Source organism: Leucobacter sp. NPDC015123 (assembly GCF_043080205.1).
Classification (GTDB): domain Bacteria; phylum Actinomycetota; class Actinomycetes; order Actinomycetales; family Microbacteriaceae; genus Leucobacter; species Leucobacter aridicollis_A.
The window spans coordinates 529,267-549,014 of the sequence record NZ_JBIBVH010000002.1; the positions used below are offsets into that span (position 1 = coordinate 529,267).

20 protein-coding genes are annotated in these 19,748 nt (G+C 64.7%); 8 read left to right on the forward strand and 12 right to left on the reverse strand.

Annotated elements, in window-relative coordinates; genetic code table 11:
* The first annotated feature begins 143 nt into the window (after window positions 1-143).
* Genes ACF07D_RS06220 through ACF07D_RS06245 form a run of 6 tightly spaced genes read left to right on the forward strand, consistent with a single transcriptional unit; the run spans window position 144 to window position 5,932 of the window.
* A complete protein-coding gene (locus ACF07D_RS06220; protein WP_391504291.1) occupies window positions 144-1,151 on the forward strand; it encodes a proline racemase family protein in 1,008 nt (335 codons plus the stop codon).
* Between the two features lie 5 nt (window positions 1,152-1,156).
* Window positions 1,157-2,128 carry an ornithine cyclodeaminase family protein gene (locus ACF07D_RS06225; protein ID WP_391504363.1) on the forward strand — a complete coding sequence of 324 codons (972 nt, stop codon included), beginning with the start codon at window positions 1,157-1,159 and terminating at the stop codon, window positions 2,126-2,128.
* Window positions 2,129-2,146: 18 nt separating this feature from the next.
* Window positions 2,147-2,857 (forward strand): GntR family transcriptional regulator, encoded by a 711-nt coding sequence (locus tag ACF07D_RS06230; protein WP_391504292.1) that lies wholly within the window; start codon window positions 2,147-2,149, stop codon window positions 2,855-2,857.
* Entirely contained in the window at window positions 2,854-4,035 is a 1,182-nt protein-coding gene (locus ACF07D_RS06235) for an NAD(P)/FAD-dependent oxidoreductase (protein WP_391504293.1), read from the forward strand. Before ACF07D_RS06230 ends, ACF07D_RS06235 begins: the two co-directional genes overlap by 4 nt.
* Complete coding sequence (locus ACF07D_RS06240; protein WP_119282615.1) at window positions 4,032-4,367, forward strand: (2Fe-2S)-binding protein; 336 nt, start codon at window positions 4,032-4,034, stop codon at window positions 4,365-4,367. Before ACF07D_RS06235 ends, ACF07D_RS06240 begins: the two co-directional genes overlap by 4 nt.
* Entirely contained in the window at window positions 4,364-5,932 is a 1,569-nt protein-coding gene (locus ACF07D_RS06245; RefSeq protein ID WP_391504294.1) for an FAD-dependent oxidoreductase, read from the forward strand. Before ACF07D_RS06240 ends, ACF07D_RS06245 begins: the two co-directional genes overlap by 4 nt.
* Here the strand turns inward: ACF07D_RS06245 and ACF07D_RS06250 are convergent.
* The 7 genes from ACF07D_RS06250 to ACF07D_RS06280 form a co-directional block, all read right to left on the reverse strand.
* Window positions 5,929-6,474: a ClbS/DfsB family four-helix bundle protein gene (locus ACF07D_RS06250; protein WP_391504295.1), complete on the reverse strand. Its 546-nt coding sequence runs from the start codon at window positions 6,472-6,474 to the stop codon at window positions 5,929-5,931. The genes ACF07D_RS06245 and ACF07D_RS06250 overlap by 4 nt on opposite strands.
* A 145-nt stretch (window positions 6,475-6,619) precedes the next feature.
* Window positions 6,620-7,549 carry a carbohydrate ABC transporter permease gene (locus tag ACF07D_RS06255; protein ID WP_391504296.1) on the reverse strand — a complete coding sequence of 310 codons (930 nt, stop codon included), beginning with the start codon at window positions 7,547-7,549 and terminating at the stop codon, window positions 6,620-6,622.
* The gene (locus tag ACF07D_RS06260) at window positions 7,546-8,487 is read right to left on the reverse strand and encodes a carbohydrate ABC transporter permease (protein ID WP_391504297.1); all 942 of its coding nucleotides are present in this window, start codon (window positions 8,485-8,487) and stop codon (window positions 7,546-7,548) included. The genes ACF07D_RS06255 and ACF07D_RS06260 overlap by 4 nt, the downstream gene beginning before the upstream one ends.
* Before the next feature lie 46 nt (window positions 8,488-8,533).
* Window positions 8,534-9,862 (reverse strand): extracellular solute-binding protein, encoded by a 1,329-nt coding sequence (locus ACF07D_RS06265; protein WP_391504298.1) that lies wholly within the window; start codon window positions 9,860-9,862, stop codon window positions 8,534-8,536.
* Window positions 9,863-9,988: 126 nt separating this feature from the next.
* Window positions 9,989-10,708, reverse strand: a complete 720-nt coding sequence (locus tag ACF07D_RS06270; RefSeq protein WP_391504299.1) for a PIG-L deacetylase family protein — start codon at window positions 10,706-10,708, stop codon at window positions 9,989-9,991.
* Window positions 10,705-11,775, reverse strand: a complete 1,071-nt coding sequence (locus ACF07D_RS06275) for a GNAT family N-acetyltransferase (RefSeq protein ID WP_391504300.1) — start codon at window positions 11,773-11,775, stop codon at window positions 10,705-10,707. The genes ACF07D_RS06270 and ACF07D_RS06275 overlap by 4 nt, the downstream gene beginning before the upstream one ends.
* A gap of 36 nt (window positions 11,776-11,811) precedes the next feature.
* Window positions 11,812-12,690, reverse strand: coding sequence for a MurR/RpiR family transcriptional regulator (locus tag ACF07D_RS06280; RefSeq protein ID WP_391504301.1), 879 nt, complete (start codon window positions 12,688-12,690; stop codon window positions 11,812-11,814).
* 158 nt (window positions 12,691-12,848) lie between these two features.
* Between ACF07D_RS06280 and ACF07D_RS06285 the strand changes: the two genes are divergently transcribed.
* Window positions 12,849-13,820, forward strand: coding sequence for an N-acetylglucosamine kinase (locus ACF07D_RS06285; RefSeq protein ID WP_391504302.1), 972 nt, complete (start codon window positions 12,849-12,851; stop codon window positions 13,818-13,820).
* Window positions 13,801-14,757: an N-acetylmuramic acid 6-phosphate etherase gene (murQ, locus tag ACF07D_RS06290; RefSeq protein ID WP_391504303.1), complete on the forward strand. Its 957-nt coding sequence runs from the start codon at window positions 13,801-13,803 to the stop codon at window positions 14,755-14,757. The genes ACF07D_RS06285 and murQ overlap by 20 nt, the downstream gene beginning before the upstream one ends.
* Window positions 14,758-14,831: 74 nt before the next feature.
* Here murQ and ACF07D_RS06295 read toward each other — a convergent pair whose 3' ends face one another.
* The 5 genes from ACF07D_RS06295 to ACF07D_RS06315 all read right to left on the reverse strand — a co-directional run bounded on the left by ACF07D_RS06295 (window position 14,832) and on the right by ACF07D_RS06315 (window position 19,703).
* On the reverse strand, window positions 14,832-15,542 hold the full coding sequence (locus ACF07D_RS06295; protein WP_255808546.1) for an ABC transporter ATP-binding protein: 711 nt from the start codon (window positions 15,540-15,542) through the stop codon (window positions 14,832-14,834).
* Entirely contained in the window at window positions 15,535-16,374 is an 840-nt protein-coding gene (locus tag ACF07D_RS06300; protein WP_119282605.1) for an ABC transporter ATP-binding protein, read from the reverse strand. Before ACF07D_RS06300 ends, ACF07D_RS06295 begins: the two co-directional genes overlap by 8 nt.
* The gene (locus ACF07D_RS06305; protein WP_255808548.1) at window positions 16,371-17,552 is read right to left on the reverse strand and encodes a branched-chain amino acid ABC transporter permease; all 1,182 of its coding nucleotides are present in this window, start codon (window positions 17,550-17,552) and stop codon (window positions 16,371-16,373) included. The genes ACF07D_RS06300 and ACF07D_RS06305 overlap by 4 nt, the downstream gene beginning before the upstream one ends.
* A 6-nt stretch (window positions 17,553-17,558) precedes the next feature.
* Window positions 17,559-18,452: a branched-chain amino acid ABC transporter permease gene (locus tag ACF07D_RS06310; protein WP_119282604.1), complete on the reverse strand. Its 894-nt coding sequence runs from the start codon at window positions 18,450-18,452 to the stop codon at window positions 17,559-17,561.
* Between the two features lie 84 nt (window positions 18,453-18,536).
* On the reverse strand, window positions 18,537-19,703 hold the full coding sequence (locus ACF07D_RS06315; RefSeq protein ID WP_119282603.1) for a branched-chain amino acid ABC transporter substrate-binding protein: 1,167 nt from the start codon (window positions 19,701-19,703) through the stop codon (window positions 18,537-18,539).
* Window positions 19,704-19,748: the final 45 nt, after the last annotated feature.

Consider the following 19,748-nt stretch of genomic DNA (forward strand, 5'->3'; position numbering starts at 1 on the left):
CAAATCGAAGTACCCTCGGGATGGATCGTGCAGCGTTCGTGTGGCACGATCCATTCCGGTCTTCGGGATCCCTCCCGAACACAGAGATTCAACGAAGCATCCACGCAGGCTCCTCGTAGCCGCACTCCTCAGAAAGGCCGCCGATGCGCACCTCCCGCGTTTACCACGCAGTCGATTCGCACACCGAGGGCATGCCCACTCGCGTCATCACCGGGGGCGCACCTGTCTTCCCTGGCGAGTCGATGGCAGAGCGCCGCACCTGGTTCATGGAGAACAACGACGAGCTCCGCGAACTACTCATGTTTGAGCCACGCGGCCACGCCTCCATGAGCGGCGCAATCTTGCAGCCGCCGACACGTCCTGACTGCGACTGGGGCGTGCTCTACATTGAGGTTTCGGGCTGCCTCCCGATGTGCGGCCACGGCACGATTGGCGTTGCGACGGTGCTCGTCGAGACAGGCATGGTCGAGGTCACGGAGCCCGTCACCACGATCCGGCTCGACACCCCTGCGGGGCTCGTCATCGCCGAGGTTGCAGTGACCGATGGTCACGCTGACAGCGTCACGATCACGAATGTCCCATCGTACTCCGAGCGCCTCGACGCGACGGTTGAGGTTCCGGGTCTCGGTACCGTGACCTACGACCTCGCGTTCGGCGGCAACTTCTACGCGATCGTCGAGCTGGAGAAGCTGGGCATCGAATTCCGTGAGGATCGGTCGAACAAGGACGAGCTCTCGAAGGCCGGCCTCGCGATCATGGACGCGATCAACGAGGCAGATGCGCCCGTGCATCCAGAGCGCCCAGATATCCGCGACTGCCACCACGTGTACCTCCAGGCCCCGGGTTCGACCGCTGAGCGCTCGCGCCACGCGATGGCAATTTACCCGGGCTGGTTTGACCGTTCGCCATGCGGCACCGGCACCAGCGCGCGCATGGCCCAGCTCCACGCCCGAGGCGAGCTTGCTCTCGACACCGACTTTCTCAACGAGTCATACATTGGTTCGCGTTTCGTCGGCCGCCTCATCGAAGAGACGACTGTCGCCGGCCGCCCCGCTGTCGTCCCAAAGATCACCGGCCGTGCCTGGGTAACTGGCACGGCGCAATACATGCTTGACCCGTCCGACCCATTCCAGAAGGGATTCCTGCTGTGACAGCAATGCCGAGTATCGATTTCTTCTCAGCCGACGAGGTGCGGGAGCTCCTCACGTTCGAGACCGCGATCGGCGCGCTCGAGTCAGCGCTAGCGACGGGGCTCAGTCCCGAGGACGATGGGCCGCGCCTTTTCGCCGACGCCCCAGATGGCGAGTTCCTGCTGATGCCTGCGCAGAGCGCGACGTTCAGCGGCGTCAAGGCGCTCACCATCGCTCCCTCGAATCCGGATCGCGGGCTCGAGAAAATCCAGGGACTGTACCTGCTGTACTCGTCTGACACGCTCGCTCCCATCGCTGTCATGGAGGGGTCTTGCCTCACGGCGATCCGCACCCCCTCGGTCACGCTCACCGCAATCCGCCACCTCGCCAGGCTTGCCCCGGAGGGGGCCAGGCTCGGCACCGACCCACGGATTCTCCTGTTCGGCGCGGGAACCCAGGCAATCGAGCACATCCGCGCCGCGCTCGTCGACTTCCCAGACGCAACCTTTGAGGTCGTCGGCAGACGGCCCGAGCGCATCGCAGCGATGATCGACGAACTCGCCGTGGATCCGGCGACCACGCAAGTCCGGGTCACCGCCGCAAGCGACACCGACGCGGCGGTAGCTGCCGCCGACATCATCATCCTCACAACGACTGCGACCGCCCCCGTCTTTGACGGTAGCCTCGTCAGCGACAACGCGATCGTGGCCGCGACTGGCACGCACGGCCTCGACGCCCGCGAGGTAGACGATGCACTCGTCTCGCGAGCGGATGTTGCGGTCGAGGGGCGCGGGTCTGCGAGGCGCGAGAACGGCAACCTCGCGACCGCGTTCGATGAGGCCCGCTGGACGTCAGCCCCACCCGCGAACCTCCAGGATCTCGTGCTCGGCAACTTCACACGCACACTTGGCCGCCCCGCGTTCTATACCGGCGTTGGGATGTCGTGGGAGGATCTTGTGTGCGCGAGCGCTGTTTACACAGCGCGCCAGCGCCCCTAGCCACCACAGGAGCCCTCTATGTCGACCCAGCCTTCGCCCTCACGCCGCCTCACCCCGCTGAAGCGGCCACTCAACCTGCGCGAGACAGTGCTCGAGCAGCTGCGAACCGCCATCATTACCGGCGAGATCGCAGAGGGCTCGCTCGTCTCTGCGCCAACCCTCGGGCAGGCGCTCGGAGTCTCGGCGACCCCGGTTCGCGAGGCCATGATGGACCTCGCGCGCGAGGGCCTTGTTGAGACGATTAAGAACAAGGGTTTCAGGATCACCGCGATGACTGACAAGGAACTCGATGACCTGGCGGCGATCCGTCTGCTCCTCGAGCCCCCGTCGATGCCTGCCGCAATCGGCAGGCTCTCGGATGAAGACTTCGAGGAGCTCGAGCGACTCGCTGATGCCTGCCTCACCGCCGCCGAGACCGAAGACCTGCAGGGGTATCTCGGATTCGACCGCGAGTTTCACCACTTCATCCTCAGCCACATTGACAACCCTCAGCTCACCGAGCTCGCCACTTCGCTGCGCACGCGCACCCGCCTCTACGGGCTCAAGGAGCTCGCGAGCAAGGGCCGCCTCGGCGACAGCGCCCGCGAGCACCACACGCTCATCGCGCTCCTGCGAGCCGGAGATGGCGCCGGCGCCGAACAACTCATGCGAGACCACATCGGTCACGCACGACGCGTCTGGGCGACCGGATCGGAGGAGCACGACACCCAGGACGGAGTTGGTTCGTGAGCGAACGCGCTGACGTACTCATTATCGGCGCCGGCATTATCGGCGCCGCGACCGCATACTTTGCGACGTTGCAGGGTCTGGCGGTCACGGTTGTCGAGCGTGGCTTGCCCGCGAGTGGCACCACGTCTCGCTGCGAGGGCAACATTCTCGTCTCAGACAAAGAGCTTGGCCCCGAACTCGAACTCATGCGGTACTCCCTTGGGGTCTGGAAGGGCGAGCTTTCAGAGTTCGGGCACCTCTGGGAGTTCGAGGCGAAGGGCGGCATCATCGTTGCTTCACGTGAAACAAGTCTCGCCTCACTCGATCGAGTCACCACGGCACAGCGCTCGCACGGCATCGTCGCCGAGCCCCTCGACATTCAGGCGCTACGCACACTCGAGCCGCACGTCACGGATCGCGCCCTCGGAGCTGCGTTCTATCCTGAGGACAGTCAGGTCCAACCCATTCTCGCCGCCTCCCACTTGCTGCGCCTCGCACGGGAACGCGGCGCGCAGCTCGTCGTGAACGCACCGGTGACCGAGCTCCTCCGCGATGGGGACAGTGTGACGGGCGTACGCACCCCCAAGGGTGAATTCTCTGCGGCGAATATAGTCAACGCCGCGGGCACATGGGCGCCAGAGATCGCGGCTCTCGCCGGAGTAAATGTCCCGGTCAATCCCAGGCGTGGCTTTGTTCTCGTGACCGAGCCACTCCCCCCGATGGTTCACCACAAGGTCTATGCCGCAGAGTACATAGACAACGTCGGCAGCGGCGACGCATCGCTGCAGTCGTCGCCAGTCGTGGAGGGCACTCCAGCCGGAACGATCCTCATCGGGTCGAGTCGCGAGCGCATCGGCTTCGACAACACTGTCAGCCCCGACGCGCTGCGCCAGATCGCGGCAAACGCAATCGAACTCTTCCCGTTCCTCGAACGCACGCGGATCCTCCGCCACTACCACGGCTTCCGTCCCTTCTGCCCCGACCACCTCCCGGTGATCGGCCACGACCCGCGAGCGCCTGGGCTGTGGCACGCAGCCGGCCACGAGGGCGCAGGCATCGGTCTCTCGGTCGGCACAGGCAAGCTCCTTGGCCAAGCACTCGCCGGGATCACTCCAGATATGCCCCTAACGGAATTTCGACCCGAACGCTTCGATGAGCCAGGGTTCGCGAACCACGACGCAACGGAGGCGCACGCATGAGCTCGCAGCCCAGAGACCCAGCGCAGAGCGAGATTCACGCGACCTTCGAAGGCGAGCCAATACGTTGCGCTCCCGGAGCGAGCGTCGCCGCCGCACTCATCGCGACAGGCAAGCGTGGCTGGCGCGAAACCCGAAGCGGCGCCTCCCGCGGCCTCTTCTGCGGCATCGGCGTCTGCTTTGACTGCCTCGTCGAGATCGACGGGGAATCGGGGCAGCGCTCGTGCATGGTCCCACTCAAGGAGGGAATGGACGTGAGAGGGGCGACGGGCCCCGGCGGCGACGCTGAGGCCACTGGATCAGCGACTGAGCTCGACGCGGAGGGCGGAGCATGAGCGCACAGGCCCCCACCAATGCACACGTGTCGCGCCCGACAGGGCGGGCCCCCAAGTTCGACGTCGCAGTCGTCGGCGCTGGGCCGGCCGGTCTCGCGGCCGCCGCCGCAGCCTCAGACAACGGCGCACGCGTTGCCGTCGTCGACTCCGCAGAGCAGCCCGGCGGACAGTACTGGCGTCACCGTTCCGAGGCCGCAGGCGCGCCCGAAGCTGGCGAGTTCCATCACGGGTGGAAGCAGTACCTCGGGCTGCGCGCCAGATTCGATGCGGGCCTAGCCGCCGGCAGGATCACATTCTTTCCCTCAACAAGCGTGTGGATGGCGCGGGCGCTCTCCCACAGCGATGTGTTCGCCCTCGAACTCGCACCGGCTCACGGCGGCGGGCAGAGCAGGGTTCCCTCGATTCGTGCGGCGTCGCTCGTGCTCGCCACAGGGGGCTACGACAGGCAGCTCCCGGTTCCCGGCTGGCAACTTCCTGGCGTCATGGCTGCAGGCGGAATCCAGGCGTTTGTGAAGCAGAACGGAATGCTCCCCGGCTCTCGTTTTGTCATCGCGGGCACTGGCCCCTTCCTCCTTCCAGTCGCCGCCAACATCACCCAGGCCGGCGGTGCTGTCGCGGCGGTACTCGAATCGGCCTCGCTCGCGGGCTGGCTTCCCCGTGCCCACCGCGCAGCGGGAGTCCCCGCGAAAGCAGTCGAGGGCGCCGGGTACGTGGCTACGTTCCTCAAACACCGGATCCCGTACCGGGTTCGCACGGTGATCACCGAGATCCTCGGCACCGACAGCGTCACCGGCGTGCGCACCGCTCGGGTTCGCTCAACCGGCGAGGTGATTCCCGGCAGCGAGCGCGAGCTCACAGGCATTGACGGCGTCGGGCTTGGCTGGGGGTTCACCCCGCAGCTCGAACTCCCGGTACAGCTCGGGGTCGAGACGCGCGTCGACGTCGACGGATCGCTCGTGGGAATCGTCGACGAGACCGGGCTCTCGTCGGTACGAGGCCTCTACCTCGCTGGCGAGATCACCGGCGTCGGGGGCGCCCCGTTGTCGGTACTCGAGGGCGAGATTGCAGGACGCTCAGCGGCCCTCGAGACGCTCGGAACACGTCAGGCCAAAGCTGCCGACCAGACGGCAACGCCTGGGCACGGATCATCGACTGCCCTCGACGCGGTGACGGGCGCCGAACGGCGGGCACTCGCCCGAAACCGCGGTTTCGCCGAGGCGATGCACCTCGCCCACCCTGTGCCGGCTGGCTGGGCAGACAGGCTCACCCCAGAGACGACCGTCTGCCGCTGCGAAGAAGTCTCCTATGGCGAGCTCGACCACGCACACGGCGAACTTGCGGCTGAGGATCTGAGAACCGAGAAGGGTCTCACTCGCGCGGGAATGGGATGGTGCCAGGGCAGGGTCTGCGGTTTCGCCGTATCGTGCCTCTCGGGAGGCGCGGGCCGCGTCGGTGCCGACGCCGTGCCCGCTCCGGCCGCGGCGGCGCAGTCGCTCGCGCAGTCGGCGAAGCGTCCGATAGCACAGCCGCTCCCGCTCAGCGCGCTGCGGGACCTAGAGGACTAACCCGGGGTCCGCGCGCCGCGCCGGGCCGCTCGCAGTTTCTTCACTGCCCAATCGTAGTGACTTGACGTCGCCGATACGCAATACGATCCAAGCGACGTCGTCCCGGTCCAGGGATAGAACTTCTTCACGAAGAGTTCCTCGTTGGTATACCCGTCGATGAGGGCCATCACGGCCGCATGGCTGTCTCCGAACTCTCGGAGGGCGTCGGCGAGGCTCGTCGACTCGTGCGCATCACGGAATTCGACATTCATGCCTGCGTAGTCCCGCCAGGTGTATGGCGAGGGCAGAAACGGTGACGGGTTCCCGCCCTCATTCGCCACGACCCAGTCTCGCAGCAACCCATGCCACGCGGTGAGATGCACGATAACGTCGCGAACGGTCCGGTCGCGCGCCCAGTGGGCCTCCGACTTCGCAAAACCCGGGCCGTAACTGAGGGGGCCCTCCCGCTCGGCATCGCTCATCTCTGCGATCAGTGCGAGCAGCGTGTCGTACCCTGCCTCTGCAGCCTGTAGAAGCTCTGCGCGGGTGGTGGGTCTCGCCATCGCTGGCCTCCGCTCGATCGTGCCGGGCCCAACGAATCGGAGGCCCAGTTCTGCCCCCAGGGTAACGCGAGCGGGTCTCCTTCGCGACCGCCCATCGTTGTCAGGCAATCGGTGTCAGGCCTCCGCACGGGTCCTCGTATTTGGCTCAGCCCTTCACACCGCTACTCGCGATGCCCTGCACGAAGACCCGCTGCGCGATCAGGAACACGATGAGCGTCGGGAGTGACGCGATGAGGGCCCCAGCGACCACTACGTTCTGATACTCAAAGCTCATCGTGTACGACATCAGGCGGTTGATCGTGAGCACAACAGGATATAGCGCCTCAGATTTCAGGATGGACAGCGGCCAGATGAAGTTGTTCCAGGCGTAGACAAACATGAAGACGCCGAGCGTCACAACGGCAGGCTTGAGCATCGGCAGCACAAACTGCCACACGATCCTCAGCTCGCCTGCGCCGTCCATCCGGGCAGCCTCGATGATCTCGTCGGGCAAGTCTGAGATGAACTGCCGCATGAGGAAGATGCCGAACGGATTCGCGAGCCACGGGAGCATCACGCCGAGGTAGGTGTCGTCTAGGCCCATGCTGCTCACCAGATAGTAGAGCGGCACGAGCGTGACAACGGGAGGCAGGAACATCGTGGCGACAACGGCCCAGAACAGCGTGTCCCGGCCACGGAACTGGTGCTTTGCGAAGACGTAACCCGCGAGCACGCTGGTGACGAGCACCGAGAGCGTCGTTCCGCCCGCGATGAGCAGGCTGTTGAGCATAGATTGCAGGAACGGCACCTCTGTGAGCGCGGTAACGACCGGGTCGAGTGTTGGCTGCGCAGGGAACCAGGTGGGTGGCACACTTGAGAACTCACCGGGCGTCTTGAACGCCGAGATGACCAGCCAGTAGAGCGGGAACAGCGGAACTACGGCGACGAGCACGAGTGCAGCGTAGAGCAGCGCGGCCTGCCAACGCTTGGGTGAGTTCCGCCGAGGCTGTGGCACAGCAGGCGCTCTGCCCGTCGCCTCGCGCAGCAAGATCGCGTGGGTGGTATCTGCTGCGGCGCCTGGCACTGTCGCGTTCATTTCTTCCTCCCACGGAGTGCGACTCCAAGCAGAGCGCCGATCACCAGAATTGTCATGAACAGCGTCACCGCGAGTGCACTCGATTCGCCGGCGAGGCCGTATGAGAATGCAGATCGCTGAATCTCGTATGAGATCGTGTTGGTTGACCCGGCAGGGCCGCCCTGGGTCAGTAGATAGATCGGGTCGAATACCTGGATTGAGTTGATGAAGGTCATGAGGATCACGAAGAACAGCGTCTTGCTGAGCATCGGGATAGTGATTGACCAGGTCTGCCGAATAATTCCAGCTCCGTCGATGCGGGCTGCCTCGTAGAGGTCGCCTGGGATCTGTGTGAGCCCCGCAACAAGCAGGATCACGTAGTAGCCGAGCATCTGCCAGACATTGAAGATGACGAGTGAGATGAGTGCCCACGACGGGTCACTCAACCATCCAGGTGGCGTGATGCCAATGCTCTGAAGCATCGTCGAGAGCGGGCCGTAGCCAGGTGCATAAATGTTGCTCCAGATGATCACAATTGCGATTGTCGGGATCACGTAGGTCGAGAACAGGATTACCCGAATCAGGTTCTGCCCGCGCAGCTTCGGAAAGTACAGCAGCATCGCGATGAGTAGACCAAGCGGAACCGTGATGACGATGCTCAGCACGACATAGACGCCCGTGTTGAGCATCGCCTGCGTCCGGTTCGAATCGGCGAACAGTGTCGCGTAGTTGTCGAGGCCGACCCAGGTCATTTCCGTGATCGGGGTGAACATCGACCACTCGTGCAGGCTGATGACCACCGTCATGACGATTGGCACCACCGTGAAGATGGTAATGATGACGAGCGCGGGGCTGAGGAACAGGGCAGACCAGCGGCCCTGGCCTTGCCCGCTGCGGCGTTTGGGGTGCTGCACCGGCGAGGAGAGCGTCCCCGCCGGTGCAGCGTGTGTGGTCGTCACGACAGTAAAGTGCCTTCTTCTCGTAGGTGTCGCTTGCAGCTCGCGGCTACTTCTGGGCTTTCTCGAGAGCAGCGTCAACGTCGGCTGCAGCCTTGGTCATCGCTTCTTCGCCCGTGACCTGGCCGTTGAGCAGCGCCTCGATTTGCTTCTGGAGAGCGTCGGCAGCGGCCTGTCCGCCGATGACGGTCGGGAACGGCGTTGCGTCTTCGAGCGCCCCGACGTAGGAGGAAAGGAAGGGAGTGTCGAGCTTTGCGGCGTTTGCCTCAAGGTCAGATGCTCGGCTGGGGAGGATGCCCATTGAGAGCAGGATGTCGGCCATCGCCGACGAGCCAGCCTCGCCCGAGTCTGCGCCGTTGAGCCAGGTGAGGAACTCCCAGGCGGCAGCGCGCTTCTCGTCTGATGCCTTTGCGTTGACGGTCGTCATCCACGAGTATGAGATTGAAGACGATTTGGTGCCACTGGGGCCGACCGGAATCGGCGATGTCGCGACGTTTGCAAATTTGTCGCCCATGCTGTCCTTCAGCGCCGACTCCCACCAGTTCGCCATGATGATCATGCCGGTCTTGCCGTTCGTGAAGTTGTCGAGGTACGGGCCGGTCGTGTTTGCGTTCGCAGTCGACTTTGCCGGGTCGGTGAGCTTGTCCTTCACCAACTGCTCGTAGAGCTCAGCGGTCTCGATCGCTGCAGGCTCGGTGAGCGCCGATGCGGTGCCGTCCTCGTTGAGGAAGGTGCCGCCGTTGGATGCAAGCAACGACAGGAACGGGTGGATCGCGCCCGAGCCCCACCCTGTAATGAAGCCGATGCCCTGCTGGTCGCCAGTCGTGAGCTTCTTGGCATCTGCGACAAGGTCGTCCCATGTCTCCGGGGCCCCGTCGACGCCGGCGGCATCGAACAGCGCCGTGTTGCGGTTCAGTTGGTAGAGGTCGACCTCGTTGGGCACGCCGTAGACCTTGCCGTCTGAGCTGGCCGCGGCGACGAGGTTTTCGGGCCAGTTCGCCGTCACCTCAGCAGCCGCGGCCTCGGGTGCCGCGTCGGCGAGGCCATCGCGCACGAGCTCTGGCAGCCACAGGTCGTAGATGCCGGTAATCGTCGGGCCGTCAGCGGACGCCCCCTGGGTGCGCAGCGTCGAGAGCAGATTGCCGAATGGGACCGCCTGAACATCGACGCTGATGCCGGGGTGGTCTGTCGCGAACTCGGCGGCCGCGTCCTTGAGCATCGTGACCTGTTCGGGGCCCCAGTGCGTAAGGAACGTGATCTTGGTGTCGCCCCCAGCGTCTCCGCCTGAGTCACCCGACGGACCCGAGCTGCACGCGGTGAACGCAAGTGCAGCTGTGATTCCAATTGCGGCTGCCTGCGCAAGTTTCTTTCGTTTCACGATCGTTCCTTTCACGTTCCGCCGTCGCTGGCGAACGCTGTTGTGAGTGTGCTGGTGGTGTGAATGTTGGTGTACCTGGCTCCCCGGGGAGGATTCCGAGCGGGTATCCTGACGTGTCGCGCGTGGTTAGGGCCCGGCGAGCGTGAACTTCTCAGTTCCGGCGGATCGGAACGCGCATGCCCGCTCGTGGCCGACGAGGCAGCCTTTCACACGCATGAGCGCCTCGTAGTAGTCGATGAAGCGGAATCCGTAGGTCTCTCCCCTGGCAAAGGCGTGCTCGGAGATCCCGTCGAGCCAGCGTTCGAATGCGGCCTCAGGAATCGGCACGAAGACGTCGGCTTCGAAGCCCTCCATGTCCTCCCAGTTCTCGGCGTGAAGTATCTGCGGCACCGAGTGTCTGGGCAGCGGCTCCTCTTCGATCGGGATTGACGCGAGGAATGCCGCCCGCAGGGCCGCGGCCGCGGCGCGCTCGTGGTCACGGTGCATCGAGTGCAGCCAGTGAGTGATGAGCACGTCCGGCTTCGCCTCGCGGATCACGTGCGCGATCTGTTCTGCGACTGCCTCGTCGTCGGGCAGGAACCCGTCGCTGTAGTCGAGCACGATGAGTTCTGCACCGATAACGTCTGCGAAGTGGCGTGCCTCGGCGAGTTTTTGTTCCCGGTAGACGGAGGGGACGAGCGTCGGGTGGCCGCGCTCTCCGTAGGTGCAGTCGATGATGATCGCGCGGGCACCTTCGAGCACCATCTTTGCGAGGGTGGGGCCGGCCGTGAGCTCCATGTCGCCGATGTGTCCGCCGACCGCGATGACTGTCTTTCCAGCGTGCTCCCCGTTCGCGTGTTCGGTCATGCTGCGCCGCCTTCCGTTGCGGTGGGTGCGCCGAGTTCGGCGCGGAGGATGCTGAAGGTGCGGCTGATGCCAAATCCGGTCTTCGCGTACAGCTGCGAGGCCGCGGAGCCGAAGTCTGCCCACAGGAACCAGGCGCTGTGCGCACCGAGCGCGCACATGCGCTCGAGTGTGACGTGGAGCAGCGCCTTGCCGAGCCCGGTGCCGCGGCTCTCGGGGACGACGCCGAATGGTCCGAAGCGCTCGATCACTCCCTCGTAAGTGCCGTGCATTGCCCAGCCAAGCAGGGTGCCCTCGGGGTCGCGGGCGACGATAATGCGTTCGAGGGGGAGGCCCGATACTGTGCCCTCGCGGATCGCGCGCGCCCAGTCTGAATTGAAGCGCTCACCGGCCATCTGGATGAGCGGCACGAGTTCGTCGCGGGTTGGGCTCGAGAGGGTATAGCCGCGTTCGATAAGGCCGTCAACGAGCCCGCGCGCTTCGGCGGGCATCTCGTAGCCAATGAGCGAGCGGTCCATGGCGCTCGGGCGCTCGATCTCGGTGAAGCCGAGGGAGGTGAGCAGCTCGGCTGCCTCGGGGTATCGCTCGATGTCGAGCCCGGGGAGTACGTAGTTTGGCGTGTATGCGGAGAACACGACCTCTGTGCGCCCGTGACCCGCGAGCCACTCCATCGCGCGGGAAACGAGCGAGCGTCCGAGCCCGGCACCACGCGCGTTCTGGGTAACGAAGAAGAACGGGATCCACCCGCGCTCGGGCTCGAGGTCGCTGCCATCGTGTGCGATTCTGCGGCGCACCGCGTAACTCGCCCCGACGATCTCGCCGCCTTGTTCTGCGACGAAGAGGCCTTCTGCCTCGAAGTTTCGGTCGAGCAGCACGAGCTCGCTGAACCGGTTGGCGGTCATCCCGTCTTGGGGTGCCGCGCGGGTCCAGGCTGCGGCGATGCGCGGCCCGTCACCGACCGCGAAGGTGCGGATCGCTGCGGGGAATGCTGGCTCGGACACTACTTGCCTTTCGTCGGGTGGAGGATCGCCGACGCGACCCTCCTCGGTCGTGAGCTTGAATGTACCCACCCAAAACGGGGATTGTCAAGAATTTTCAGAATTGAACTAGATTTCGGAGTTTTTTTCCGAACCGTGCATTCTGGTCGCGGCCTCGCGAGTCACCTTGAGCGCATCAACCGTCTCATCGAAGCGCCGCTGGGCAACTCCGGCGAACACGCAATCGACTACCGCGAGCTGGGCTATGCGGCTCACCATTGCTCCAGCCCGGAACGCGGTTTCGCGCACCTCGGTAAACAACGTCTCGTTCGCGACCTCATTGAGCGCCGAACCGCGAGCGCTCGTCACACCGACGGTGCTCGCGCCGGAGCGTGCGGCCTCACGCAGGAACGCAACGGTCTCCTGCGTCTCGCCGCGGTGCGAAAACCCGATCGCAACCGTCCGCGCTCCGGGCAGCGCAGCGGCGGCGAGCGCCTCGTGTGGATCGCCAAGCACAAACGCGTTTCTGCCGATGCGAAACAGCTTGTGCTGCAGGTCTTCGGCGATGAAGTGGCTCGCACCGACACCGAACAGGAGCACCCGATCGGAAGCGTCAACTGCCGAGACGACGCGCTCAAGCGCGTCGTAATCGAGGCGGGCGACGGTCTCCTGGATCGCAAGAATCTCAAGCGAGGAAATCTTTGCCGCCATCTCTCGCAGCGAATCAGTGGCGGCAATGTCGGAACCGTAGTTCAGCGACGGGCCAAACTGCGCGAACTCACGCCCAAGCTCGGTCGCGAGTTCAATCTTGAGCTGCGAGTACCCACTCAGTCCGAGTGCTCGGCAGAAGCGAACCACCGACGCCTCAGACGTCTCGCAGCGCACCGCGAGTTCGCTGATCGTGCTCTCAAGCACGATTGCGGGGCGCTCACGCACCACCTCCGCGATGCGACGCGTCGACGGGGGCAAGGTTTGGGCGACCGCTTCGATCGTTGACTGTATGCTCATTGCACTCCCTCGTGTATGCGGGTCGCGCGCGCGTCCCACCTCGAGTATGGCGCACACCCGACCTGCTGCGAAATTTTTTTCCACACTTTCATCAAATTGTGTAGTACATTTTCAGGCACCGCCGGCCACAGGGGTCCGGCCCCAGCCGGAGGAAATGCGTGACCACCCAGCCCAGCCAGACAAGCGTGCTGTGCCTCGACCTCGGCAAGACGCGAGCCCGTGCCGAGCTCCACGCAGCCGACGGCACGCTGCTCACCGGCCCAGACGGCGCACCCCTCAGCGCGGAGAGTGTCGGAGTTGCAGCGGGGTCGCGCGTCGGGACGGACTCGGCCGCAGCGCTCGCTGAGCTTGCCAGCGAGCTGCTCACCCGCGCCACGGCTGGGGCGCCGCTCACCCCCGGGCAGATCCGCATCGGGGCCGGAGTCGCTGGCGCACTCACGAACACAGCCGTCGGAGCGCATGTCGCGACAACTCTCGCCGCAGGCTGCAGCGCACACGCCGCAGCGACCTCAGACGTCGTCACCGCCCACGTCGGAGCTCTTGGCGGCGAATCGGGCACCGTACTGGTCGTCGGCACCGGCGCTGTTGCCCTCGGGCTTGACACCGCCGGCGCACTCCGTCGCGTCGACGGTTGGGGGCCAGAGCTCGGTGACCTCGGGAGCGGCAGTTGGCTCGGGCGCCGCGCGCTGCGCAGAGCCCTCGCCGAGCGCGACGGTACGGCCACCGCCTCGGGCATCCGCGCAGCCATCGATGATCTCACCGGCGGCGCAGACCCAGTCGCCTGGCTCGCTGCCGCCCCGAACACGGCACGCAGGCTCGCATCTGCGGCCCCGCCACTGCTCGATCTCGCCGCTGCGGGCGACCACACGGCCACGCAAATTGCCGACGAGGCGATTGGGCTTCTCGTCTCGAGCGCCCTTGCAGCGAGCTCCCCCGGCGACCCGGTTGCGCTCCTTGGCGGCATCACGTCACACGCCTGGTTCGGGCAGGCACTTCGCGAGGCGCTCGCTGCCGGCGGACTCACGCCGAGAATGCCACTGGGCAGCGCCATCGACGGTGCCCGACTCGTCGCGCTCAACACCGATCTCCCCCACGAAAGGCACATCCACCGTGCAGACCCCAGCAGCTGACGCCGACGTGCGCGCGGAGCTTCGCGCAGAGCTCCTCGGCCTTACCACGGAGGCGACCCGCTCTGACGCGGGAGACCTCGACGAGCTCGATACACTCGAACTCGTTCTCGCGATGAACCGTGAGGACGCGACCGTACCCGGCATCGTCGCTGGGCAAGCCGATGCCATCGCCCGAGCAGTCGACGGCATCGCCGATCGCCTCGCCCGCGGAGGAAGGCTCTTCTACCTCGGTGCCGGCACACCCGGCCGAATTGGTGTGCTCGACGCGAGCGAGTGCCCACCAACCTTTGGCACCGATCCCAGTCTCGTCGTCGGGCTCATCGCAGGCGGACATGATGCGATCCTCACCGCAATCGAGCACGCCGAGGACGACGATAAGGCGGCGCGGGCCGAGTTTGCTGCCCTCGGCCTCAACGAGCTCGACACCGTCGTCGGGCTGTCAGCTTCCGGGCGCACTCCATACGTAGTTGGCGGGCTACTCGCGGCCCGAGAGATCGGCGCATTGACAGTTTCTGTTGCCTCAAATGCAGGTTCACCGATCGCGGCGATCGCTGACGTCGCAATCGACGTCGTTGTCGGCCCCGAATTTGTCGCGGGCTCAACGCGCCTGAAGTCGGGCACTGCGCAAAAGCTTGTGCTCAACATGCTGAGCACGCTGAGCATGATACGCCTTGGCAAGACGTACCAGGGCGTCATGGTCGACCTGCGGGCAACCAATGAAAAGCTTGTCGCGAGGTCGGAACTTACAGTCATGCGCGCTACCGGCGCCGACGCTTCAAGCGCGAGTGTGGCGCTCGCCGCTGCAGACGGCGGGGTGAAAGAAGCGATACTGATGCTGAAGACTGGCGCAGGTCGCCCAGAGACCACGCGGGCGCTTCAGGAGGCCCGCGGGATTCTCCGCCTTGCGATCGAGGCGCTCACCCCACCGGTTGCCTAGATAACGCAGCGAGGACACACGGTCCCAGAAAAACAGCGGCTGGGCATGGCGAGACGCCAGGCCCAGCCGCATTGCTACGCTCCGAGGTACGCCTCGATCACGCGCGGATCCTCAGCAAGCTCCGCCGCCGGCCCCTGCAGCGTGACCCGCCCAGACTCGAGCACATACGCCCTGTCGGCGATCTTCAGTGCAGCCTTCGCGTTCTGCTCCACGAGTAGCACCGTAGTCCCCTGCTTATTCACCTCGCGGATGATTTCCATCACTTGCTTCACGATGAGCGGCGCGAGCCCCATCGAGGGCTCGTCGAGCAGAAGCAGCTTCGGCCCGCCGACGAGCGCCCGCCCGAGCGCGAGCATCTGCTGCTCGCCTCCCGAGAGCGTGCCGCCCTGTTGATCGCGGCGCTCGGCGAGGCGCGGCATCAGCTCGTATGCGTGGGCCGCGCGTTCCGCGATGATCTTCTGGTCCTTCACGAGATAGCCGCCGATGAGCAGGTTCTCGTGCACAGTCATCGTCGAGAAGACGCGGCGCCCCTCGGGGATGTGCAGCAGACCTGCCTCGACCATGTCCCACGGTTGGAGCTTGGTGAGATCCTTGTCGCCCCAGGTCACGCGGCCGTTTCGCGGCCGCTCGAGGCCCGAGAGCATCGAGAGCGTCGAGGTCTTTCCGGCGCCGTTGTTGCCAAGCAGCGAAACGATTTCGCCCTCGTTCACCTCGAGGCTCAGCCCGCGCAGGGCGTGCACTCGGTTGTAGTAGAGGTCTACGTCTTCGAGTACGAGGTTACTCATCCTCTTCCTCCCCTAGGTATGCAGCGATGACGACCGGGTTGGTCTTCACCTCGGCTGGCGTGCCATCGGCGATCTCCTTGCCGTAGTTGAGCACGACCACGCGCTCGGAGATCTCCATGACGAGGCCCATGTCGTGCTCAATGAGCACAATCGAGACGCCGAGGTCACGGATCTTGCGAATGAGCTCCATAAGCTCGTTCTTCTCGTTGTGATTGAGGCCGGCTCCGGGCTCGTCGAGCAGGAGCAACTTCGGCTGCGTAGCGAGCGCCCGCGCGATCTCCACGCGGCGCTGCTCGCCGTAGGGCAGCTGGGTGACGAGCAACTCGTCGTCGGCACGGAAGCCGACAAAGTCGAGCCAGCCGCGCGCATCCTCAGTGCACTGCGCCTCACTGCGCTTGTAGCGCGGCGTGTGCAGCATCGCATCGAAGACGTTTTGCCCAAGGTGCGAGTGCATCCCGGTCTTCACGTTCTCGAGCACACTCATATCGCGGAACAAGCGCACGTTCTGGAACGTGCGGGCCATACCGCGCTTCGTGATGTGCGACGGCTTCTTTCGCGTGACTGATTCGCCGTCGAAGACGACGGAGCCCGCGTTCGGGCGGTAGAAGCCCGAAATGCAGTTAAATGCGCTCGTCTTGCCCGCACCGTTCGGCCCGATCACCGAGACGATTTCGCCCTCGTGCACCGAGAAGGAAAGGCCCGCGACGGCTTTGATTCCGCCGAACGAGACCGCGAGGCCCTGCACGTCGAGGAGCACTCGGCGGGAGTCGCTCGCCGGCGCGCCGCCGTCTGCGTTACGTACCGACGCAATGGTTGCGTGAGTGTCGCTCATCGCCCACTCTCCTCTTCGTTCGAGTTGCCAGCGATTTCAGGGGCAGCTTGACCATCTGTCTCACCGTCATAGTCGGCTCCGACGCCAACTACGGATACTGCGGCCGTAGGCGGGATCTCGGGGATCTCACGTTTCTTCAGGAACGGCAGCACCGCGTTCGCTGGCCAGATTCCCTTTGGCCTGAAGATCATCGCGACGACGAGCAGCACGCCAAAGAGCAGGAAGCGCCATTCTGAGAACTCGCGGAGGAACTCGGGCGCGAGCGACACGAAGAGCGCTCCGATGATCACGCCGGGGGTGGATCCCATGCCGCCGAGTACGACTGCCATGAGTACGAGCGCCGAGTAAAGAAATTCGAAGCTGTTCGGTGAGATTGCAGACAGGTGACTTGCCATGAGCGTGCCCGCGAACCCGCCCCAGACTGCGCCGATGATGTACGCTGCGAGCTTTGTCGTGTAGCCGTTGATACCCATCGCCTCGCTCACGTCCTCATCGTCGCGCACCGACTTCCAGGCACGACCAAGCTTGCCTTTGCCGAGGCGCGAGACAGCGACGACCGCGAGGCCAATGCCGACGAACAGCACGAAGTAGTAGAGCAGGATCTTTGAGCTGAAGTGCACGCCACCGATATCGAGACCGTCAGCGAACGACCACCCAAAGAACCGCCAGGTTGGGATCCCGTGGATGCCAGAGGGGCCACCAGTGATCTTCAGGTTGTTGGCTGTGATGCGAATGATTTCGCCGAAGCCGAGCGTGACGATTGCGAGATAGTCCGAGCGCAGGCGGAGCGTTGGCCCGCCGATGACGACACCGGCGATAATGCAGGCGAGCACGACGAACGGGATCGTCTCGAGCATCGACAGCCCGAACTGCGTCGTCAAGACTCCGCTCGTGTATGCGCCAACGGCCATGAACGCGATGTAGCCGAGGTCGAGCAGGCCCGCATAGCCGACGACGACGTTCAGACCCATCGCAAGCACGATGTAGATCATCGCCGAGGTCAGGATCGAGATGATGTAGGGCGTCGCCGTGATGAACGGGAGCACCGCAGCGGCGACGAAGAGCACAAGCCCGACGAGCTTCATGAAGCGGTCGGGGGCGAGGAGACCCGAGACCGGGGCGGGCCGCTCTAGGTAGGGCTTTGGCGCCTGCAGGCGCGGAACTGTGACACGTGCCATTGTCGATCACACCCTCTCTACGACGCGCTCGCCGAGCAGGCCGGTGGGTCGGAACACAAGGAAAAGGATGAGGAACCCGAAGGCGAAGACGTCGCGCCACTGGCCCCCGAACCACGAGGTGCCAAAGGATTCGAGGAGGCCGAGCACGATGCCGCCGAGCATCGCTCCGTAAAGGTTGCCGATGCCCCCAATTACCGCAGCGGTGAAGGCTTTCAGCCCGATGACGAAGCCCATCAGGAAGTCGATGGTGCCGTAGTAGGCGGCTGCCATGACACCTGCGGCTCCGGCGAGCGCCGAGCCGATGAAGAAAGTGCGCGAAATGACGCGGTTCACATTCACACCCATGAGCAGCGATGCCTTCTGGTCGAGGGCGATTGCGCGCATGGCGCGCCCTTCGCGTGAATGCATGACGTAGCGCTGGAGCCCGAACATGAGCAGTGCGGCGACGACCATCAGCACGATCTGCGGCATCGTGATGCGCGCGCCGAGAATCATGACGGGTTCGCCCTGCAGGCGGATGGGGAAGACGAGCGGGCTCGCGCCGAAGATCTGGCGGACCGCGTACTCGAGGGTGAAGGAGACACCGACAGCAGTGATGAGCGCCGCGAGCCGCGGGCTCGTGCGGAGCGGCCGGTATGCGATGCGCTCGATGGCGACACCAATGCCGCCGGTGAGCAGCATCGTGATGAGCAGCACGAGCAGCAGGATCGGGATCGAGCCAAGCCCGAAGAGTCCGGTGAATCCGCCGAGCACGACGAAGGCTAGGAAGGACCCGAGCATGTAGAGGTCACCGTGGGCAAAGTTGAGCAGCTTGATGATGCCGTACACCATGCTGTAGCCGAGGGCGACGAGGGCATAGAACGAGCCTACGAACAGGCCGTTCCAAATGAGTTGGAACACAGGAGAACCTCTCTGCGACGTTGAGGAGGGGTTGAGGTGGAACCGCGACCGGCCGCCGCGTCTGGCGGCCGGTCGCACGGTCCCTTAGGACAGGTCGTCGGAAAGGACGAACGCGCCGTTCTCACCGGTCGGGGATACGATCACGAAGCCGCCGCCCTCGCGTGAGCCGTCCTTCGCGAACGTGAGGTCGCCCGACAGCAGCGGGAATGCCTTCAGCCCGAGCAGCGCCTTGTCGACTGCTTCAGCGTCGGTGCTGCCAGCATCTGTCATCGCCTGCGCGATCGCCTTCACTGCCTCGTAGGTCTGCATCGAGTAGGGGCCGGGATCTGCCTTCGCGAGTTCGGTGTAGGCCTTCACCCATGCGTCGCCGCCCTCAAGCATGTCGGGGGTGCGGGTAAACGTGCCGAACACGTTCTCGATAGCGGGGCCCGCGATCGCTGCGAGCTGCGCGTCGACAGAACCGTCACCGACGAGGATCGTGCCGTCGTAGCCGGCGGCACGCAGCTGATCGATGAGCAGCCCGCCCGCCTGGTAGTACCCGGTCCAGTAGATGAAGTCGGGGTTCGCAGCAATGATGCTGTTGATGTTCGCGCCGAAGTCCTTCTCGTCGGGATTCACCGACTCGCGCTTCGCGATGTTCAGGCTGCCTGCCTGTTCTTCGAACGCATTCGCGAGGTCGACCGAGTAGTCGGTGTTGTCGTCGATGAGCACGACCGATTTCGCGCCGAGTTTCTCGGCGTAGGCGACCGCAGCTTTGCCCTGCTGGGTGCCAGTGCCGTTGATGAGGAAGGCGCCCTGGCCGACGAGCTTGGTGGAGTTCGCTGCCGGGATCACCATCGAGATACCGGCCTCCTTGAACACAGGGAGCGTGGGGAGCGTGGCGCCGGAGCAGTAACCGCCGACCGAGCCTTCGACTCCCGCGCTGACGAGCTTGTTCGCAGCAGCGACGGCCGCGGTCGCGTCGCACCCGTCGTCTTCTGTCACGAGCTCGAGCTCGCGACCGTCGACGCCGCCGTCTTCGTTGATCTCGTCGATTGCGAGTTGCGCGCCAAACTTCATGTAGTCGCCGAATGCAGCTTCCGAACCTGAGAACGGCGCGAGCATGCCGAGCTTGATCGGGCCATCACTCGATCCACCGCTATCGCCGCCAGCAAGACCGCCCGAGCAGCCCGAGAGTACGAGTGCTGCTGAAGCAGCGATCGCGCCGAAGGCCGCAAGGCGCCGCACGCGGGAGTGTGAACGTGAAATCATTGACGATTCCTTCCAATCATTCATCATTGAATATTGAGCGGGAGT

Excerpts from the sequence above, each read along its gene's own strand:
- ACF07D_RS06220 (WP_391504291.1), top strand. The coding sequence starts at position 144 with ATGCGCACCTCCCGCGTTTACCACGCAGTCGATTCGCACACCGAGGGC.
- ACF07D_RS06245 (WP_391504294.1), top strand. The coding sequence starts at position 4,364 with ATGAGCGCACAGGCCCCCACCAATGCACACGTGTCGCGCCCGACAGGG.
- ACF07D_RS06240 (WP_119282615.1), top strand. The coding sequence starts at position 4,032 with ATGAGCTCGCAGCCCAGAGACCCAGCGCAGAGCGAGATTCACGCGACC.
- ACF07D_RS06300 (WP_119282605.1), bottom strand. The coding sequence starts at position 16,374 with ATGAGCGACACTCACGCAACCATTGCGTCGGTACGTAACGCAGACGGC.
- ACF07D_RS06315 (WP_119282603.1), bottom strand. The coding sequence starts at position 19,703 with ATGATTTCACGTTCACACTCCCGCGTGCGGCGCCTTGCGGCCTTCGGC.
- ACF07D_RS06255 (WP_391504296.1), bottom strand. The coding sequence starts at position 7,549 with ATGAACGCGACAGTGCCAGGCGCCGCAGCAGATACCACCCACGCGATC.
- ACF07D_RS06230 (WP_391504292.1), top strand. The coding sequence starts at position 2,147 with ATGTCGACCCAGCCTTCGCCCTCACGCCGCCTCACCCCGCTGAAGCGG.
- ACF07D_RS06305 (WP_255808548.1), bottom strand. The coding sequence starts at position 17,552 with ATGGCACGTGTCACAGTTCCGCGCCTGCAGGCGCCAAAGCCCTACCTA.
- ACF07D_RS06250 (WP_391504295.1), bottom strand. The coding sequence starts at position 6,474 with ATGGCGAGACCCACCACCCGCGCAGAGCTTCTACAGGCTGCAGAGGCA.
- ACF07D_RS06295 (WP_255808546.1), bottom strand. The coding sequence starts at position 15,542 with ATGAGTAACCTCGTACTCGAAGACGTAGACCTCTACTACAACCGAGTG.
- ACF07D_RS06270 (WP_391504299.1), bottom strand. The coding sequence starts at position 10,708 with ATGACCGAACACGCGAACGGGGAGCACGCTGGAAAGACAGTCATCGCG.
- ACF07D_RS06225 (WP_391504363.1), top strand. The coding sequence starts at position 1,157 with ATGCCGAGTATCGATTTCTTCTCAGCCGACGAGGTGCGGGAGCTCCTC.
- ACF07D_RS06280 (WP_391504301.1), bottom strand. The coding sequence starts at position 12,690 with ATGAGCATACAGTCAACGATCGAAGCGGTCGCCCAAACCTTGCCCCCG.